Origin of the sequence: Pseudoduganella ginsengisoli (genome assembly GCF_009720865.1) — a bacterium.
In the GTDB taxonomy this organism is placed as follows: Bacteria; Pseudomonadota; Gammaproteobacteria; order Burkholderiales; family Burkholderiaceae_D; genus Rugamonas; species Rugamonas ginsengisoli.
Genome location: NZ_WNLA01000044.1, coordinates 1 through 16,276 on the forward strand (window position 1 = coordinate 1; position 16,276 = coordinate 16,276).

Consider the following 16,276-nt stretch of genomic DNA (forward strand, 5'->3'; position numbering starts at 1 on the left):
GCACTGCAGGCGCAGCGCGCCGCGCACAGCGAGGCGGCAGTGCACGCGCTGGACCAGGCGTGGGCTTTGCTGGCGCGCTGGCGCCTTGCCGCACCGGGCAGCGCGGATCATGCGCAACTGCTCGATGACGCGGACCGGCTGACAGCCAATCTTGCCTATCACCTGGCTGGCCGGCGGGCTGTCAGCGAAGGTGGCGGCGATCAACGCAGGGAGCCAGCGTGATGAACAGCGCAGACAATCCGGGACAGGCGATGTCCCATCCGGCATCGCAGGCGGGCAAGCCGCTGCAGCGTCCCGCCAGCGCGGAATGCCGCACGCTGCTGGCGGACGGGCGCATTGCCACCATCACGGCCAGCCGCCGTCCGCGCGGCGGACGCGCCGATGTGAAATGCGTGGCGCCAGGCGCCGCGGCAGTGGCGGCGCGCATGCAGCAAGTGGTGCGGCTGGCGCGCCATACGGAAGCGCGCTTCGACAGCCGCGAACAAGTCGTGCTCAGCCTCGATGCCACGCCTGCTGATGGCGACCGTGGCTGGGAACTGGCGGCCGTGCTGGCCGACCGCATGGTGCGCGGCCTGTGGCAGCCGCCGGCAGCCGTGGTTGCCGCCTGCGGGTGGTCCGATGCGTGGCATCAGGGTACCGCCATTACCGGCGACGGCAGTACGGTTGCTGCGCTGGCGCGGGCCCTGCCGGATGCGCTGATTGCCAGCGGTGTAGCGAAGGAGTTCACAGCACTTCCCGCTGTGGTGGCCGTGCCGCATCTGGGCGTGCTGTCCGGCCATACGGATCCTTGCGCGCTGGTGTCCTCGGCGCGCGCGTGGTTTCCGCTGTACAGTGGCGGCGCGCACGATACGCTGGCCTGGGTGGAAGTTGCCGTGACACCATTGCCGATCGAAGCGCAAGGCACGGATGAAGAAGAAACCATTGCCGCGCCCGGGCTGAATGTGGCGGCCCAGCTGGCCGTCCGGCAGGTGCTGGCCGCAGCCCGCCATTTCGATGGCCGCGCGCTGGGCAGGTGGCGTACCGTCGTGCGCTTCAGTGAAACGCGCTTCCAGGGCAATTCCTATGAATTGGCGCTGGTGATGGCGGACCGGCTGGCGCGGGGACGGGAATTCGTGCCCCGGGGCCGGCTGATTGCGACTGGCTGTTCCGCCGCGTGGCACACGGGGCGGGTCGATCCCGTGCAAGAACTGGCGGCAAAATTGGCGTTAATTGCCCGGCAAGGGAGAACGGGCGACAGGATTTTGCTGCCAGAGGGTAACATTGCTGTAAATGATGCCGATATCACATCTGTCGCTGCAGCGATACGGGAACAGGGCGCCACCGTGGCCCGTATCGCACGGATCGGCATGATTTGAAGCGGGACGCGCCTGCTAAAATCAAGATGAGGCGCGGCGAACTATAAAGTTGCAACAGGGAGACAACATGTTCCGTATGCTTGGATTGGGCGGCGCCAGGTGCCCGCGCTGCGATCACAAAACCGGCAATGACCGCGAATTCTGCGCTCATTGCGGGCTGAGCCTGGGCGCGCCCCGCAGCGAACCTGTGCTGCGGGACAACCGGTGGATACCGGCCGATGATGAGCTGGCGGTGTATTTTGGCATCAATAAATTGTCCGGCCTGTTCAATAAAGTGTTGCGCGTGCCGGCCGCCACGCGCGCTTACATCTTGCAAGGCGACAAAGCCACGGAAGTGCCGCAGGGTGAATACGAGCTGGAAAGTTTCTTTACCCGCCTCAACAACCTGCTGCGCGACCAGCACGCGGAAATTCTCATTACACGCAGCGCACCGCTGCCGGTGGACTTTACGTTCAGCGATTTGCACACAGCTGAATACCTGAAAATTTCCGCGCGGTTCACGGTGGCCGTGCGGGTGGAAAACGTGCCGGCCTTTGCCCAGCATTTCATGACGACGCCGGGCGCTGTCACGACCTTGCAGTTGCATGATTTATTGGCGCCTTCCGTGCGCCAGGTGGCGGCGGAATTCATCGGCGGGCGCTCGATGCGCGACATGGGCAAGGATCCCGCGTTGCGCGCGCAGCTCGATGAACGGCTGCAGTCGGCGCTGCGGCTGCGGCTGGCCGACTTCGGCCTGGCGGCCGTGGAAGTGCATACCTTGGCGCTGCGCCACGATAAATTCGACGCCAACCGTGAGCGCATCGGCTCGCTGTGGCTGGTGGCCGATGAGCGCCACGTGCAGCTGGAACACGTGAAACAGCTGGACGAACTGTATAACGAAGAAGAATGGCAGGCACTGCTGCGCGAAGAACAAAAGATGCGCACGGATTACCGCCGCGCGGAATTGCGCCAGGATGCCGCAGTCGGCAAGGCGGAACTGGCGCTGCAGGAAGCGGAGCGCATGCAGGCGATGCGGGCGCGCGAACTGGATTTGTATGCGCGCATTGCCGAGTCGAATAACCGCCAGGCGGCCATCGACAAGGGCGCCGGTGCGGAACTGGCGGCGCTCGAACATGAACTGGCGCGCAAGAAAATGGGACGGCTGGGCGAAGCGGCCGCGTGGGAACAAGTGCGCCAGCTGGCGCAAATCAAGTTGCGCACGGAACTGGAAGTGGCGCAGCAGGCCGCGCATGAAGAACGCCAGCTGGCCAAGCAGCGCTTCCATCACCAGCTGCATATGCAGCAAATCCACAACCAGGTGGCGCAAGCGCTGCTGGTGGAAGATGAAGCGCACCGCCGCGCTTTGCTGCAACGCTTGCGCCAGGAAGAACTGGCGGCGCGCGAGCGCGAAGCGCAAATGGAAGCGGAACACCATATCGCCCGCCAGCAAGGGCTGGAATTTGCCAATGCGGCACGCAAGCGCGAAGCGGAACGCGTGCAGGAGTGGGAAGAGCAGCAGCATCATGAAAAACTGCGGGCGCAAATGCGCGAACTGGCGCGGGAGGAAGACGTCAAGGACGCGGCCGGCGCCCTGCAAGTGGCGCAAGTGCGGCAGCACCTGGACCAGTTGCGGCGCGAAGGCGCCACGCAGGATGCGCTGGCACAGCATGAAAAACTGTTGCGCACGATCGAGGCGGATGGCGTGCACGGGCGCCAGAACCAGGCCATGGCGCATCAGGTCATGCTGGACCAGCTGGCCGTCGATGAACAGCGCCAGGCGCTGGCCCAGCGTGAACGGGAAGCCGAATGGCAGCGCGAATTGCGCCTGCGCGAACACGAGCGCGAAGCGCACTATGCGAAGTGGAAGGGCGAGTACGATACCTTGCTGGCGCAGCAGGCGCACAGCATGGAATTGGCGCAGCTGGAAGTCACGCGGGTTGAAACCATCGGCCGCTTGTCCGACAGCGGCAAGCTGGCCACCGCGCCCAGTGAAAATGCGGCAGTACTGGTGCAGTGGATGAAGGAACAGGTGCGCTCCGGCATGAGCCCGGACCAGTTAAAAGCCATGGCGCAAGTGGTGGGGGCGGAAAACAGCGTCAGTCCGATGGATGCGCTGCGCCTCGTGCAAGAGCAGGTGGCGGCTGAACGCAGCCACCGTGACGCGCAGGAAGCCAAGGACAGGCGGCACCAGCTGGATTTGCTGCAACAGCAAAACGCCACGCATGCGCATGCGCTGCAGGCGCAAATGCAGCTGGGCGTTGGTATTGCACAGGGCGTGGCACAGGGTGTGGCGGGGACGCCTGCCAGCGCGCTGCCGCCGGGAATGGCAGGCGTACAGCCGCAGGTAGCGGCGGCGCCTGCCGCCGCACCAGCCGCCGCCGCTGCATCGTCCGTATCGTCCGTATCGTATGCCCCGATGGGGACGCCGCATGGCCAGTTCGTTCCTGCCCACGTGGTGTCCGGCCAGTTTGTCGCCGCGCAGTCGGTGCTGAGCGCCGCCGCGCCGGCGATGCCGGCGCCTGCCGCGTCCCGCATGTGCGCCCATGGCCACGCGACGCCGGCCAGCCGTCCCGATGCGAAATTCTGCGCTGAATGCGGCGCGCCACTGCCGCCGGTGGCTTGAACGATGCAGACTGCCAGGGAAAAAATCCGCGAACTGCGTGCCTTGCACGAAGACGGCTTGCTGAGCCGGCAGGAATTCGACCGCCGCAGGAATGCCATCCTGGATGCCGAATATTCGCCGCTGGGTGGCCCGTCTGCCGGACCGGGCGAGGGGCAGGGTGCGCTGGCAGAGCACGGCGCGGCGGCGGAGCGCGCACCGGCTGCCGGTTCGGCAGCGCGGCGCAACAGCGGGCGGACCGCAGGCAAACCTGCCGGCATGCAGGATGCTGCGCTGGGCGATGCCGTTGCGGCGGCGCGCGCCCATGCCCACGCACAGCCCCGCCAGGGCACGGAGTTGGGATTAATGGCGGGCCAGGAGATCGGCCCGCAAAACCGGCGCTACCGGCTGGAACGCTTGATCGGCGTCGGCGGCATGGGGCAAGTGTGGCAAGCGACGGACCTGGCCACCCATGCGGAACTGGGCCACAGCGACCAGGTGGCGCTGAAGATCCTGCCGCCGCAGCTGACGCAAAGCGCGTCGCTGGCCAAGCTGTTGATTGAAGAAGCCACGCAAGCACGCCGCCTGGCGCATGACAGCATCGTGCGCGTGTACGACTGGGCGCAAGACCCTGCCACGTCCAGCTATTTCATCATCATGGAATGCCTGGAAGGACAGGATCTCGACGCGTGGCTCGCGCAAAACGGTTCCGCGCCATGGGAACGTATTGAACAATTGCTGCGCCCCGTCGCGCATGCGCTGGACTATGCGTGGGACAAATTCCGCCTGGTGCACCGCGACATCAAACCAGGCAACGTGTTCCTCACCAGCCGGGGCGACGTGAAATTGCTGGACTTCGGCATTGCGCTGCGGGCCCGCAATGCCGGCAGCACGGTCGGCATGCAAACGCCGAATGCCGGCACCAGCGGCTACCGCGCGCCGGAAGCGGGCGCCAGCCAGCGCCAGCCCAGCCCCCGGCTGGACGTGTACGCGGTATCCGTGATGATTTACCAGATGCTGGAAGGGCGGCTGCCATTTGACGGCGCCCGCACGGCGCAATTCCTGCCGTCGCCGCCGCCGGGGTTGAATGCCGGCCAGTGGCAAGTGCTGCAGCGCGGTTTCGCGTATGTGCAAGACCACCGTCCGGAATCCGTGACGGCCTTGCTCGATGCGCTGCACGGGGCCAGCGATGCGGCTGTTGCCGAGCGCAGCGCGCAAGCCGAGCGTGAGCGCAGCGCCGTGCTGGAGCAAGCGAAAGCGCAGGCCCAGGCGCAAGAACGGGCCGAGCAGGAAGCCGCCCAGCGCCGAGCGCAACACGAGCAACAGCAGGCAGAACACGCGGCGCAGGCGCGGGCGGCGGAACTGGCCAGGCAGGCGGAACTGGCGGCCCGGCGCAAGGCCGAGGCGCAAGCGGCAGCAAAGGAAAAAGCCAGGCTCGATCAACTGCGGCGCGAACAGGAGCGCGAACAGCGCAAGCGTGCCGAACTGGAGGCGCAAGAGCGCAAGGCACGGCTGCGCGAACAATTGCTGGCGCGGCGCGATGCCGATGCGGCGCAGGCACGCCAGGCGCAGGAGGAACAGCAGCGCAAGGCGGCGCAATTAAAGGCAGAAGCAGCGTACCGCGCCGAACAGGAACGCCACCGCAAGGAACAGGCTGCCCGCAACGCGGCGGAACTGGCCGCGCTGATGCCGTCGCCGGGCAGCGCCGTGGCCGATGCAGCCGGTGTGTTGCGCGACCGCTTTCTCGACGGTTCCGGCACGGGGCCGGACCTGGTGCTGATTCCCACGGGCCGTTTTCAAATGGGCTCGTCGGAACATGAACGGGACGTGGCCGTCAAGGCGGGTTCCAGCAAGCAGTGGCTGGACCGTGAAACCCCGCAGCATTGGATCGGCATCGATTACCCGTTTGCACTGGGCCGCTTTCCCGTTACGGTAGGCCAGTGGCGCCAGTTCGTGCGCGCCACGGGCTGGGAATCGCAGTCCGACACCGACTGGTCCGCGCCCGGATTCCAGCAGGGTGACGACCATCCGGTTGTGGGCGTCAGCTGGTTCGATGCACAGCGCTACGTGGCGTGGCTGTCGGAAAAAACCGGCCAGCAATACCGCCTGCCCAGCGAAGCGGAATGGGAATATGCGTGCCGTGCCGGTTCCAAGACCGCCTTTAGTTTTGGCGATGACATCAGCACGGACCAGGCCAATTTCGATGGCAATTTCACGTATGGCAGCGGCGTCAAAGGCGTGTTCCGCCAAGGCACGACGCCGGTGGGCAGCTTCCCGCCCAACCAGTGGGGCTTGTTCGACATGCATGGCAATGTGTGGGAATGGATGCAAGACACCATGCACGCCACATATGAAGGGGCGCCCCTGGACGGCAGCCCGTGGGTGGAAGGGGGTGACCAGGCCCGCCGCATGCTGCGCGGCGGCGCGTGGCTGTATCCGCCCCGTTATTTGCGCACGGCGCTGCGCAATGCGTATTCCGCCGTGCTGGCCAATGACGTGGTGGGCTTGCGGGTCGCGCGCAAGCTGGTGTGACAGTGTGACGGTGTGGCGGATTCGCCGGTGCGTTACACCAGCCGCCGCAAGTTTTGTACTTGCGCCACAGCAGGCACATCGGATGCGGCGACGGCAAGCCGGGCGCCCCGGCCCGCAAAGCGGTAGCGCCGCCCTGTCCCAGGCCCTGTAACGAGCAGTTCCCCGGGCCCGTCGTGAATAAAGACGGCGCCGCCAGCGGCAATGGCTGCACTGTCCGCTGCGCCCGCCGGGGCGCCAGGCATAGCAGCCGGGGCGGCAAGGTCGGCAGGGCCGGCGGCGCCGGTGTGTGCGCGCGGCGCAGCTTGCGTGTACGGGGATGGCGCATTGCGCGCCGCATCGAGGCGTTTGCTTCCACAGCACATGTCAATTCTCCTTATGCAGCAATGCCGTGCGGCCCGCTTCCAGCAAAATGGCGGCGCCGGACAGCGCCAGCCACAACAGCAGGCCGTGGCGGCTATCCGTTGCCAGCGCAATGGCAAATGGCGCCGCCACCCACAGGCTCAGGCAAAAAAAGCAATCCATGGCGCGTCCTGCCGCGCTGTCGCCGGCCCAGCGCCGCAGGGCTGCGATACTGTCCCATGGCCCGTCTTCCGCGTGCAGCAAGTGGCAAACGCGCCATGTGCCGAACAGCGCCAGCACCAGTTCATACCACAGGGTCATGGCGCGCCTGTCCCCATTGCCGTCGCCAGGCCGCTGGCAGGCGCAGGCAGCGCCAGTGCGCGGTCGGGACATATATCCGGACACAGTTCCGGCCGCAGTACGGTGAAGGCAAACTCGAATTCGTTATGGTGCACGTAGCGCGGGTCGCTGCAGCCGTCCGTCGTGCGTTTCCACGCGCGCAGGCGCAGCAGGTAGGCGCAGCACACGGGGAAATCGCTGCCGCGCAGCGTGACTTTGTAGTCGCCGCCAAACCAGTGCGGCCGTGGTGCGCCTTGGCCCAGTGCCGACAGGTAATCCGGCCCCGTTTCAAAGGTCGGGTCGGGCGCAAACGTCCCGTGCAATCCGGTGCCAATGTCGAACGCCAGCGACACCCCGTATTCGGCTGCCAGCGTATAGCCGCCCAGGTGGCCGTCCTGCACGGTGTGGGGCACGCTCACCGTGAAGTGGATGGTCAGCGTGTCGGATGCGGCCAGGCGCAAGATGTCGCACGCGCTGATGCAATGCTGGGCAGGTGTGCCTTCGTTGACGCAGATTTTACGGATATAGCAGTCCGGTTCATTGGTGCACAAGTGCACGCTGCCGGGGCCGCACGGATGCAGCGGCGTGGGCGGCAAATGCGCCATGGCCTGGTTATCGATGCGGATGAACACGGATTCCGTGCTGTGCTGGCCGCAGCCGGGCAGCAGGCGCGCGGACGACAGGATCAAGTCATCGGCTGCATTGGCGGCATAGCCGATGAAGCGCAATTCGTAGAGCGCATCGGGCGTCAGCGCGCCGCTGGCCAGCGTGTTGAAATAAAACAGCGTATCGTAGTCGAACCAGATCACGCTGCCGCCAAAACGGGGCAGTGCGGGGTGCAAGTCTTCATAATGGCGCCGCGTGATGATGACGGTTTCCCCGTTTTTCAGCACCGGCGTGAAGGCTGGCGCCGGGGCCGGGACAGGATTGCTGCCGTCCCAGTAGCTGCGTGAGAATCCGGCGAAGGCAGGAACCGGCAAGTCGGTCCATGCCCCGCCGTTGCGCGATACCTGCACCTTGAAATAATCAACGTCGCTGCCGACCGCGCCCCGGATTTGCAGGTTGCCGTAGAACGGACGGTCGCCGGCGCTGGCTGCCAGCGCATAGCCGCGCAAGTCCGGCGGCCCGGCAGTTTCTCCGATCTGGCTGGCCGTGGTGCAGCCGACGTACGTCACTTGCAGGCATTCCGGGCATTCCGGATCGCGGCACACGGGCAGGCAGCATGCGTACTGGTTGGCCAGCAACGTCACGTGCAGGCTGGTGGGGATGTCCCACCGCGTTTGCGCATTGGTTTCACTGTGGATCACGCGCAGCTGGCCATCGCACAGCTGTGTGACGCGGAACACCACGTCCGGCGCGCAGTCGTTACCGTTCCACCACGGCCACACGCGCAGCGCGGCCAGTTCGGAAGACGGCGGCAATACCGACAGCATGGCCTCGGCCGACACGGGCTCCGCCGCCACGCCGGGCACCATGGCGGCGGACGCACGCTGCGCCAGGCCGGCCTGCGCGGCGATTTGCTGCAGGTAGACGGGGTCCGGGTCGGGCCCCGGCGGCAGCGGCGGCAGGGTGATGCCGTGCTGTTGCAGCAATGCCTGGACTTGCACGACCAGGTCGGGGTCGATGGCCCAGTACTTCAATACCCACGGCCACCAGCGCAGGCAGCACCAGCGGAAGCGGATTGTGAAATTGCCGTTGATGTCGGTGACGCCTGAGGCAATGAAGTCGCGCCGGTACCAGATGAAGAAGCGGTCGACGTCATACGCTTCCACGGTGGCGCCAGGCACGGGCGCATCGCAAAAGCGGTAGCGGCCCGTTTGCGGATCGTAAATCCAGTGGCGGCACACGACACGGCCCCGTATCGTGTATGTTCTGCAGCAAAACAGCCAGCAAAAATACAGTGCCGGCGTCACCACCAGCGTGCCCACGGCCAATGTTGCGGCTGCCTTGGCGGCTTCGTCCGCCGCCTGTTCCTGCTCCCGGCCACTGTCGCGGGGCGGGACAAAGTCCACGTCCATGGCGGCGGTATCCATGGCCATCAATTCCATGTCGCCCACGTCCGGCCCTACCAGCAGCCGGATCGGGCACGGCCAGCGCGCACCGGGCAACAGCACCGGCTCGGCGTCAAGGGAAAATGGCACGGACGCGGCAGGGCTTTCCGCCGCCACCGTGGTGGAAGCCAGCACGCGGCCATCATAGACGGCCGCCACGCGCAGCTGCAGCGACGCATCGAAGTCGTCAGGCGCGATGGCGCTGAGGTCTATGGTTCCGTGAATGGCCACGGGTTTGCTTGTGGAATGGGACATGGCGGGCTCCTGCAAGTGGCGGTCGATAACTGGAATCTAGGCGCTGCAGGGCCGGGCGGCCAGCGGTCTGGCTGGGGGCCTTGACATGGATCAGTTGGATTACTGTCGAGTTCGCTTGCTGCCGTCCCCCGGATGGGGTAGGCGCTGCCGGCGCAAACGGTGTACATTGTGGGTTCTCAGACTTACGCCAGCCAGGAGCACCATGACCATTACTGTGAAACGCGACCAGTCGCTGACCATGCGCCACATCGCCCACGTGCGCAACCACATCATTTCCGTTGACGGTACGCTGGAAGAAGGCGGCGATGACGCCGGCCCGAATCCCCATGATTTGTACGACGCCGCCATCAGCGCCTGTAAAGCCTTGACGGTCGTGTGGTATGCGAAGCGCAAAGGCTATCCGGTGGAAGACGTGCAAGTGACGACGGAACGCGATGCCAGCGAAGAGCGCAAGGGCGTGTACCGCCTTGCCACCACGCTGCACCTGACGGGGAATTTGACGGACGCGCAGCGCGCCGAACTGCTGTCTGCCGCGCAAAAATGTCCCGTCCATAAATTGATGACGGCAGTCACGACGGAAATCACGACGGCATTGGCGGAGGCGCCATGAGCATCGCGAAGGTATTGAAAGGCCACGAAAAAGACCTGGGCGGCGGCATGATGGTGCGCCGCTATCTGCCTGCCGCCGCCAGGCAGGCCGTGGGCCCGTTTATTTTCTTCGACCATTTCGGCCCGATGGACGTCGCGCCGGGCGCCAACCATGATGTGCGCCCGCATCCGCATATCGGGCTGGCGACCGTCACGTACCTGTTCGAAGGCGCGATGGACCACCGCGACAGCCTGGGCACTTTCCAGCGCATCGAGCCGGGCGCCATCAACCTGATGACGGCCGGCAAAGGCATCACGCATTCGGAGCGCACGCCGAAAGACCTCGTCAACGTGCCGCACCGTTCGCACGGCCTGCAGCTGTGGCTGGCATTACCGAAGGAATTTGAAGCATGCGAGCCATGCTTTGAACATACGCCGGCTGCGGCGATTCCTTCATTCGACGTCGATGGCGCCAAAGTGCGCGTGCTGATCGGCACGGCGTTCGGCAAGACGTCGCCTGTGACAACCTATGGCCAGACGCTGTACCTGGACGTGGCGCTGCAGGAAGGCCAGCAGCTTGGCCTTGCGGGCTTGCCGGAAGAAGCGGCGATTTATCCGGTCAGCGGCGATATCGACGTCGATGGCGTGCCTGTCGCGCTGCATACGATGGCGCTGCTCGATACCCGCACGGCGCAGCGCGTGACGGCCCGCTCGGGCGCGCAATTCGTCATTGTCGGCGGCGCGGCGCTGGACGGCCACCGCTCGCTACTGTGGAATTTCGTCGCAACCACCAAGGAGCGCGTGCTGCAGGCGGCGGAAGACTGGGAAGCGGGGCGCTTCCCCGTGGTGCCGGGGGAAACGGAACGCATACCGTTCCCGAAGCGCACGCCGGGTTAAACGCAAAGGACGCGGTGGTGTTGCTGGTAGCGCCGCTTAGGCGGCCGTCATATCGGACGCCGCCACCGTGCTATGGAGGTCATTGGCGCCCGTGCGGATAATCCAGCTTTCCGGATACGGTTCCGCGGCAAAGCGCGTATGGCGGGGAATGCGGCTCAGTTTGTCGAGCGTGGTGGAAGGCGCCAGCGCGGTTTCCTTGCCGGATAGCTGGTCCATGTGCCAGAAGCCGCCGTTATGGTGCACGATCAGCGGCAGCGCGCCAGCCTGCGGCGTGGCGATAAACGGCGGCATCGGGTAGCCGGGGTGCGTGTCGGGCATCAGCAAATAAAAGCATTCCGCGTGGCGGCCATGGTCGGCGCGGTGCAGGATCACGCCGTGCGGCATGATGGCCGACACTTCCAGCGTCACGACTCCCTTGATGCTGGCCGTCAGTTCAATGCGCATGCCCTGGCGCAGCCGCACCGGCGTATGCTTGCCGGGCCATACGCCGTCCAGCAGCACGCCGTAGCGCGACACGTCTTCGATTTCAAAGCCGCCTTGCGCCGCGCGGCGGATCACCGCATGGCGGCCCGACACGCGGCGTGTCAAGCCATTCGGCTGCTGGCCATCTTCGCTGTAGTGCGTCAGCAGCACGTCCGCTTCCGGATCGACCAGTTCGAAACGGCCCAGCACGCACTCGTCCAGCGCAAACAGGCGGATGTGGCGCTGTGCGCCCGCATCCGGCGCCGCGTTGACGATGCTGGCCATCGCGGCCGGGTGCGGGTGGGCCGGGGCCATGCGCGGCACGGCGATTTCAATCAAGTCTTCATCCCACGCAATGGTGGAAAAGCCCATGTCGACCTTGCCTTGCGGCGCATCGAGGTTCACGTGCGCGATGCCGGCATTGCGGGCCGTGACGTCGATATCGAGGCTGTCGCCGCCTTGCGCCTGCACGCGTGCAATCGACGCATCGTCGGCCATCACGCGCACGTTTTTATGCGTGCTGAGGAAAATACGGTGAATTTCCGTCAACGTCGCATCGGCGCGGGGCGCCAGGATGACAAAGACGCTTTCCCAGCGGCGCGGCGGCAAGCCTTCCGCCACGCTGGTGAGCGTGACACTGATCTGGTACTGGCCGTGCTCTTTGCCGCGCGATGAAAATTCGACAAAGACCGGGCGCCAGCCGCCATCGGCAGCGCGGGAAAATTGCTGGCGCGACGCGCCTGCGTTCTGGATCAATTCGGAACGCACTTCAATATCCAGGTGGGGCGCGCAATCGGCGGGCATGCCCCGCAAATCCATCTTCAGCGTTTGCCGTCCGCCGGCAGCGCGGGGGTCGAAGCCGCTGATGTGCAATTGAGGGCGGGATGGTGGTTTTGCCATCAGTCCCGGCATCAAGTCCGGCGGCGCCGCCACAGCCAGCGGTGTCGCCTGCATGGCCTGGACGTGACCGTGCGCCGTGGCGGGGCCACGGGCGCGCAAGGCACTGAGCAATTCGTAACTGGTTGGCGCGGCGGACACAGGTTGCGGGTGTCCGCCCGCGCAGGCGGATTCGCCTGGCAAGACCCAGTACGTGCAGTGCGGATGATCCGGGTTACTGCATTTGTTCATGGCTGTTCGACCGACGACATAAACCAGAGTTTATGCGGTTATGGTGGTCGGTGGCAACTGCAACAGTCCCGTTTTTCTGCCTCTGTTCGGCTGATTGACGCCGGGCGGCCACGCTATCAGCCTGGCCGCGGCATAGTTTGCCATTATAGCAACATCAACCGGCTGGTTCAGCCAGGCGGCGCAGCCACAGGCTGCTGACCCAGCCGGTCAATTCGCGGCCGCCGCTGGTGGTGCGCACTTGCCACCAGTCGCCGGAACGGGCGCCGGTTGGCGTTAGCAATGCTCCGGCAGGAATGACGTTCAATCGTGCTGATCCGACATCGGGGCCGGTGCGCAAATTCAGGCTGCGATGCACGCGGAATGGCGGCGGTGTGGCCGTGCTGGCAATGGCAGTGTTGCCGCCATGTGCGCCAGTGTTTTGGAGCATGCGCTGTGTATCGCCCACGGGCTCGCCGCATACGGCGCCGGACGCTTGTTGGCAAGGCATGGACTGTCCTGCCGCAAAGCGGGGCGATGCCGCCCCGGCGGCCAGCGCCAATGCCGCGCCGCACGCCCACGTGCCGCCCGCGACGATCGCCAGGCCGCGCACGGTCGGCCTGCGCCACCAGTGGCGCGGCGTCAGGTACGCCGCCAGCACCAGTGTCAACGCCAGTCCCGCGCCATAGCACAGCGCGGGCGTCAGCCAGTGCTGGCCCCATGCCGCCAATGCGGGGATGGCGGCGCACAGCGCAACGATCAGCAGCAACATGATGGCCTCAAGCGTCAAACCGCAGCACATAGTGGCCCGCCGCCACGTGGTGCCCTCGCGGCAGCAGGTACGGGGCTTCCTCCGCAGCGGCGCCGATGGCCGCGACGAATTGCAGCTGGGCGTCCAGGTGGTACAGCGCCTGGCTGGCCGCAAGCCGCGTAATGTGCACGCCGCGCGGCGACATTTCAAAGCTGAATGCTTCGCGTGACAGGCCGATACGGTCGGCGCTGGACGGTGCGCCGCCGCCGTGCAGCAGGCGCGGCGAATCAAGCAGGCGCAGCGGCGCCAGCGCGGGCGCCTGGCGGCCGAAGCGGTGCCGTCCCGCCAGCGGCAACTGGACGCTGGCTGGCTGGGGCAGCGGCAGCAATGCGCAATAGCGGTCCGCCATCGCGGCGGGCGCGGGCAACAGTTCGATGGCGCGGCCGCCCGCTTGTGGCAACGTGGCGGGCGCGGCCACCGCATGGCGTCCGCCCGTGTCCAGCGTATGCAAGCCATCGTCGGCGTCGATGGTCAGCGTGAAGCTGTCGTCCGTGCCCAGCGGGATATCGAGACGCTCGGCGCCCGTGGCGCGGTAGCGGCTCAGGCGGGGCAGGGCCAGCGCTGCCAGGATCACGCGCTGGCGGGCAACGGGGACGTAGGTCGCATCCGTCGGCTCGCTGGCCATGCGCCGTGGCGGCAGGGGCAGGGCGGTGGCGTCCCAGCTTGCGTCGGTGCGGTGTGCCTGCACCGGTTGGGCGCGGGTAGTGGATGGCTGGGCCGCCATTTCGCGGGACGCGGCGCGCGGTTCCGGATGCGCGGCGCCGGGGCGCGGCTGCCATACGGCGTGGCCCGCCGCGGCAATAGCGGGCTGGTGGATTGGCGCCTGCGGCGGCTGCGCCGCATCGGCTGCATGGGGCGGATGCGGCAAGTTTGGCATGGCGCCGCCGGCATTGGCGCTTGCACGTTCGCTGGGCGGTATGCCCGGCGCGTCATGCTGCGCGGGCCGCGCCGCTGCCGGCGCGCTGATGCGCAACAGCAGCTGCCCCTGCGCCGCGCCCTGGCGGCTGCGGACCGTGTAGCAGCCAAGGGCCGCATCGAAGCGGCATTCATATGCGTCGCGGGGACGCACTTGCACCACCGGTTGCGCGCCGGGGCCTTCGTTGAGCAGCAGGATGGCGCCATCCCGCCCCAGCGGCCAGTCCGGTTGCGGGGCGCCGGACAGCGACGGTTCGGCAGGCGCGCAAGGCAAGATAGCGTCCGCACCCAGCAGTGCGAGCCGCTGGCCCGCGTAGACGGGGCAAACGGGCTTCCACGCCGCGCCATCGCGCGAGATGCTGGCGCTGAAGGCGATTTTTTCGCCCTGCGCCGGCAGGTAGACGGCATGGCCGAAGCGCACGCTGACGGCGCCGGGCGGCAGGCTGTCGCAGCCCTGCACGCGGTAGCGCACCGTATCGCCGCCCAGCAAGTCGGCGAAATCGCGCTGGTGCAGCGCAGCCAGCGCCTGTTCCAGCTCGCGGGCACGGGCGCCGCGCGCCAGGTGGTAGTCGTCGTCAATGTCTTCTTGCGGCAATGACAAAATCACGTGCGCAAAGCAGCGCGTCGCGGTACGGCCCCGCTGTTCGCGCGGGCTGCGTTCCAGCAAATCGCGCAACAGCGGGCGGCGCGAAAACAGGGCAAAGCCGGGCGCTTGCCACAGTGTTTCTGCGCAAAACAAATCCGGCAAGCTTTCCAGTATCGTGTGGTGGGCATAAACAGGCATGGCGTTCTCCTTACGATGGTGGCAATGCATCCATGCTGACGGTTAGCAGGGGGCACAGGAAAAACAGTAAATGGCTGCCGCCCGCCGACATGAAACTCATGGGCTGGCCCATGACGGGGAAAATGGCCAGGTTGGTGCCCCACGACAGCAGGAAGTGGCCAAACAGGAATGCCGCGCCGCCGCACAGCAGGAAACAGCGCAGCCGTTCGCGCCATGCGCTGCCGTAGCCTTGCGCGGCGGCCGCGCGCTGGTGGCAGGCCATGGCTTGCTGCAGCAAGCCCGCCAGCATGGCCGCCTGCACGCACCACAGCAGCAGCGCGCCCAGCAAGCCATGGCGGTACAGGAAGAAGGACGGCGCAAAGTCATCCTGGACGGCGGGGATGGCGGCCGCCATGCTGTCGGGCTGGCCCGCCGTACGCAGGCCGAACAGGTGGTCGGCGCCGCTCCAGCCGCCTGCCGCGATGGCGCGCGCGCCTTGCAGCCATTGCTGTCCCGTATGCGGATGGTCGCCGGGCGCCAGCCAGACCTGGAAGCGGTCCGCATAAAAACTCTGCGGCAAGCGCTGCAACCCTTCGGCGCCGCCGTTGTGCAAAGCCCATACCGCTGCCGCCAGTGCACAGGCCACGGCCGCCAATGCGGCCGCCAGCACGAGACGGCGGGCGGCAGCGGCATAGGCGAGTGCGCTGCAGCCGGCCCACACCGACAGCAGGATCAGCGGGGAATAGTCATCCACATACACCAGCGCCATGGCCAGCAGTGCGCAAAACAGCAGGGCCGGCGCGGCCAGGCGCAACCAGCGCCAGTGCTGGCCGCGCTGGCCGCCCAGGTGCAGCGCGAGCCCGTGCGCGGACAGCGCTGCCAGTGCAATTTTTGCCAGTTCGACCGGCTGCATGTCAAACACGCCGGTTTCATCGCCCCATAATGCCTGGGCCGCCAGCGCGGCCAGCGCCACGGCGGTCAATCCCGCCAGCACCCATTCGGCGCTGCGCTGCGGCACGGGTCGCGCCCGCCTGCCGAGCCGCCACAGCGTAGCCAGCGCGCTGCCGACGGCCAGCAGCGCGGCGGTCTTGTGGTAGTGACGCAAGGCCGATAAGTCCTGCGTGGCCAGCCCCAGTTCCAGCTGCATCAGCAAGCCAGCCATGGCCAGCACCAGCGCCGCACCCACGGCGGCCGTGATGCGCCGCTGCGGCAGCAGCCACGCCGCAATGCTGGCCACGGCCAGCAGCAGCGACAACATGGCTGCGGGCGGCGTGCCGCCGCGCTGGG

At 66.6% G+C, this 16,276-nt stretch carries 12 protein-coding genes and 1 pseudogene; 6 read left to right on the forward strand and 7 right to left on the reverse strand.

Going from position 1 to position 16,276, the window contains the following annotated elements; translation table 11 throughout:
• The 4 genes and pseudogenes from GM668_RS30695 to GM668_RS29525 form a co-directional block, all read left to right on the forward strand.
• Positions 1–222, forward strand: a pseudogene (locus GM668_RS30695) (hypothetical protein); the annotation flags it as partial.
• On the forward strand, positions 222–1,355 hold the full coding sequence (locus GM668_RS29515) for a hypothetical protein (RefSeq protein ID WP_308506856.1): 1,134 nt from the start codon (positions 222–224) through the stop codon (positions 1,353–1,355). The pseudogene GM668_RS30695 and the gene GM668_RS29515, both read left to right, overlap by 1 nt.
• Positions 1,356–1,422: 67 nt before the next feature.
• The gene (locus tag GM668_RS29520; RefSeq protein WP_155442556.1) at positions 1,423–3,957 is read left to right on the forward strand and encodes a zinc ribbon domain-containing protein; all 2,535 of its coding nucleotides are present in this window, start codon (positions 1,423–1,425) and stop codon (positions 3,955–3,957) included.
• Positions 3,958–3,960: 3 nt separating this feature from the next.
• Entirely contained in the window at positions 3,961–6,465 is a 2,505-nt protein-coding gene (locus tag GM668_RS29525) for a bifunctional serine/threonine-protein kinase/formylglycine-generating enzyme family protein (protein WP_155442557.1), read from the forward strand.
• A 32-nt stretch (positions 6,466–6,497) separates the two neighbouring features.
• On the opposite strand, the gene GM668_RS29530 is transcribed toward GM668_RS29525, so the two are convergent.
• The 3 genes from GM668_RS29530 to GM668_RS29540 are packed head-to-tail and all read right to left on the reverse strand — an operon-like array spanning position 6,498 to position 9,449.
• Entirely contained in the window at positions 6,498–6,827 is a 330-nt protein-coding gene (locus tag GM668_RS29530; RefSeq protein ID WP_155442558.1) for a hypothetical protein, read from the reverse strand.
• 1 nt (position 6,828) lies between these two features.
• Positions 6,829–7,125, reverse strand: a complete 297-nt coding sequence (locus tag GM668_RS29535) for a DUF1360 domain-containing protein (protein ID WP_155442559.1) — start codon at positions 7,123–7,125, stop codon at positions 6,829–6,831.
• Entirely contained in the window at positions 7,122–9,449 is a 2,328-nt protein-coding gene (locus GM668_RS29540; protein WP_155442560.1) for a carboxypeptidase-like regulatory domain-containing protein, read from the reverse strand. Before GM668_RS29540 ends, GM668_RS29535 begins: the two co-directional genes overlap by 4 nt.
• Positions 9,450–9,651: 202 nt before the next feature.
• Here GM668_RS29540 and GM668_RS29545 point away from each other — a divergent pair, with 202 nt between their 5' ends.
• Both GM668_RS29545 and GM668_RS29550 read left to right on the forward strand, forming a co-directional pair.
• Entirely contained in the window at positions 9,652–10,059 is a 408-nt protein-coding gene (locus GM668_RS29545) for an OsmC family protein (protein WP_155442561.1), read from the forward strand.
• On the forward strand, positions 10,056–10,934 hold the full coding sequence (locus GM668_RS29550; RefSeq protein ID WP_155442562.1) for a pirin family protein: 879 nt from the start codon (positions 10,056–10,058) through the stop codon (positions 10,932–10,934). Before GM668_RS29545 ends, GM668_RS29550 begins: the two co-directional genes overlap by 4 nt.
• Positions 10,935–10,970: 36 nt before the next feature.
• Here GM668_RS29550 and GM668_RS29555 read toward each other — a convergent pair whose 3' ends face one another.
• From GM668_RS29555 to GM668_RS29570, 4 genes are all read right to left on the reverse strand, one after another.
• Positions 10,971–12,524 carry an FHA domain-containing protein gene (locus GM668_RS29555; protein ID WP_155442563.1) on the reverse strand — a complete coding sequence of 518 codons (1,554 nt, stop codon included), beginning with the start codon at positions 12,522–12,524 and terminating at the stop codon, positions 10,971–10,973.
• Between the two features lie 154 nt (positions 12,525–12,678).
• Positions 12,679–13,272 (reverse strand): SH3 domain-containing protein, encoded by a 594-nt coding sequence (locus GM668_RS29560; protein ID WP_155442564.1) that lies wholly within the window; start codon positions 13,270–13,272, stop codon positions 12,679–12,681.
• A gap of 7 nt (positions 13,273–13,279) precedes the next feature.
• Positions 13,280–15,010: a hypothetical protein gene (locus GM668_RS29565; RefSeq protein WP_155442565.1), complete on the reverse strand. Its 1,731-nt coding sequence runs from the start codon at positions 15,008–15,010 to the stop codon at positions 13,280–13,282.
• A 10-nt stretch (positions 15,011–15,020) separates the two neighbouring features.
• Positions 15,021–16,276: FtsW/RodA/SpoVE family cell cycle protein (locus tag GM668_RS29570; protein WP_170305914.1), on the reverse strand; the 1,256-nt coding region annotated here is incomplete at its 5' end.

Excerpts from the sequence above, each read along its gene's own strand:
- GM668_RS29515 (WP_308506856.1), top strand. The coding sequence starts at position 222 with ATGAACAGCGCAGACAATCCGGGACAGGCGATGTCCCATCCGGCATCG.
- GM668_RS29520 (WP_155442556.1), top strand. The coding sequence starts at position 1,423 with ATGTTCCGTATGCTTGGATTGGGCGGCGCCAGGTGCCCGCGCTGCGAT.
- GM668_RS29525 (WP_155442557.1), top strand. The coding sequence starts at position 3,961 with ATGCAGACTGCCAGGGAAAAAATCCGCGAACTGCGTGCCTTGCACGAA.
- GM668_RS29530 (WP_155442558.1), bottom strand. The coding sequence starts at position 6,827 with ATGTGCTGTGGAAGCAAACGCCTCGATGCGGCGCGCAATGCGCCATCC.
- GM668_RS29535 (WP_155442559.1), bottom strand. The coding sequence starts at position 7,125 with ATGACCCTGTGGTATGAACTGGTGCTGGCGCTGTTCGGCACATGGCGC.
- GM668_RS29540 (WP_155442560.1), bottom strand. The coding sequence starts at position 9,449 with ATGTCCCATTCCACAAGCAAACCCGTGGCCATTCACGGAACCATAGAC.
- GM668_RS29545 (WP_155442561.1), top strand. The coding sequence starts at position 9,652 with ATGACCATTACTGTGAAACGCGACCAGTCGCTGACCATGCGCCACATC.
- GM668_RS29550 (WP_155442562.1), top strand. The coding sequence starts at position 10,056 with ATGAGCATCGCGAAGGTATTGAAAGGCCACGAAAAAGACCTGGGCGGC.
- GM668_RS29555 (WP_155442563.1), bottom strand. The coding sequence starts at position 12,524 with ATGAACAAATGCAGTAACCCGGATCATCCGCACTGCACGTACTGGGTC.
- GM668_RS29560 (WP_155442564.1), bottom strand. The coding sequence starts at position 13,272 with ATGTTGCTGCTGATCGTTGCGCTGTGCGCCGCCATCCCCGCATTGGCG.
- GM668_RS29565 (WP_155442565.1), bottom strand. The coding sequence starts at position 15,010 with ATGCCTGTTTATGCCCACCACACGATACTGGAAAGCTTGCCGGATTTG.